The organism is Actinosynnema sp. NPDC023658 (genome assembly GCF_040639995.1).
Classification (GTDB): Bacteria; Actinomycetota; Actinomycetes; order Mycobacteriales; family Pseudonocardiaceae; genus Actinosynnema.
Genome location: NZ_JBFAAX010000990.1, coordinates 1 through 1985 on the forward strand (window position 1 = coordinate 1; position 1985 = coordinate 1985).

Below are 1985 nucleotides of genomic sequence, written 5' to 3' on the forward strand. Positions count from 1 at the left end.
GGCGACCGGGGCGTGCACGGCGTCGCCCTTGCCGTCCGAGGCCGTGCCCACACCGCGCAGCACCGCGTAGACCGCGTCACCGTCGCGCTCGGCGTCCGCGAGCCGCTTGAGCGCGAACATCGCCAGGCCCTCGCCGAGGATCGTGCCGTCGGCGTCGTCGGAGAACGGACGGCACTCACCGCTGGGCGAGAGCACCTGGGCCTTGCCGAAGCACATGTAGGTCGTGATGTCGTTGAGCGTGTCGACACCACCGGTGATCATCAGGTCGGCGCGGCCCAGCGCCAGCTCCCCGATCGCCACCGACAGCGCCGCCAGCGAACTCGCGCACGCCGCGTCCACGGTGTGGTTGAGGCCGTGCAGGTCGAACCGGTTGGCGATGCGTCCGGCGACCACGTTGCTCAGCAGACCGGGGAACGACTCCGGCCGCCACGGCACGTACTGCTGCGCGATCCGGTCGCACGCCTCCCGTACGACCTCCTCGTCCAGCCCTTGCGCCCGCAGCCCGGCCTCCCACACCGGCCGCTGCATCCGCGACGACATGTGGTGCAACATCTCCAGCGCGATCGCGCCCAGCACCACCCCCGTCCGGTCGCGCACGTGCTCCGGCAACGACCCGTCGTGAACCTCGCGCAGCACCGCGTCCGCGGCGTGCAGGGCCAGCAACTGGGCCGAGTCGGTGGTGGCCAGCGACGACGGTGGCGTGCCGAACGCCAGCGGCGCGAAGTCGACCGGTGCGAGGAATCCGCCGCGCTTGGCGTGCACCTTGTCGACCGCGCCGGGATCGGGGTCGAAGTAGTCACCTGCGGACCAGTGGGTGTCCGGCAGCTCGGTGATCAGATCGCGACCGGTGACGACGGTTCGCCAGAACGCCCCGACATCTTCGCCGCCGGGCAGCAAACAGCTCATCCCGACCACGGCGATCGGCACAGGAGCAGTCATTTCGTCAGCCAAGGTCGGGCACTCCGGTGATCAAACCAGTGGGCGGGGGACGAACCGGACGGGCGCGACCCGACGGCCGGTGCACCGCAGCTGGTGCGCACGGGTCATCACGCTTGCGCCTTCCATGAGGTTGCGGGCGATCTGGGTGACGGTGCAGGAGGCCGGGTCCGCCAGGAACGAGCCCTTCGCCCACCGGTTGAACGACCCCAGCGCGGGGCCGCACCAGATCTGGTAATCGGTGACGCGATCGGAGGCGCCGGTGATCGCCCATCCGCTGGACCGCCCGAGGTACCAGCGGAACACCAGCGCCATCCGATGTCGGGGATCGACCTCGGCGCGGTCGACCTGGGCGGGATCCCGCCGTGCCCAGAACGCGCGCGTCTGCTCCCACACCTCGGCGACCGGGAGACGGAACACGTCGCGTTCCAGGCGGACCAGCACCTCGGAAGGAATGGCTTCCAGCGAGTCGTGGTCGCGGTAGAGGTCGTACAACCGCTGCGCGCGGGGCGCGAACATCGTGCCGGTGCGCAACACCTGCAACCGCACGCCCATCTCGAACATGTCCGCGGCGGGTGCCATCACCGTGTCGGCGACGTCGGCGCGGAACAGCAGCGCCCTGGCCGCCCCCGACAGCCCCGACTCGACCGCGAGCTGGTTGACCGACCCGGTCACCACGTACGCGGCGCCCATCGCGAAAGCCGCCGCGACCGCGCCCGGCGTCCCGAGGCCGCCCGCCGCCCCGACGTGAACCGACGACGCGAGCTCGTCGCGCAGCTCCAGCACCGCGGGCAGGACCGCGGTCAGCGGCCGGTTGTCGGTGTGCCCACCGCTGTCCGCTTCGACGGTGACGGAGTCGGCCAGCGGCATCCGTGCCGCCAGGTCGGCCTCTGCGTGCGAGAGCGCGCCCTCCTCGACCAGTCCGCGCAGGATCGGCGTGGGCGCGGGGCGGAGGAACAGTCGCGGGACCTCCGGCCGCGAGGCCTTGGCGATGATCCCGCGTGGGCGCGCGACGGCACCGGGGGCGGCGGGGGGGGTGCCGGCTGCCG

1 protein-coding gene and 1 pseudogene are annotated in these 1985 nt (G+C 72.1%); both read right to left on the bottom strand.

From position 1 onward, the window contains the following. Positions 1-939: beta-ketoacyl synthase N-terminal-like domain-containing protein (locus tag AB0G02_RS37260; protein WP_360804332.1), on the bottom strand; the 939-nt coding region annotated here is incomplete at its 3' end. 30 nt (positions 940-969) lie between these two features. Beyond that, positions 970-1985: pseudogene (locus tag AB0G02_RS37265) on the bottom strand (2-nitropropane dioxygenase); the annotation flags it as partial.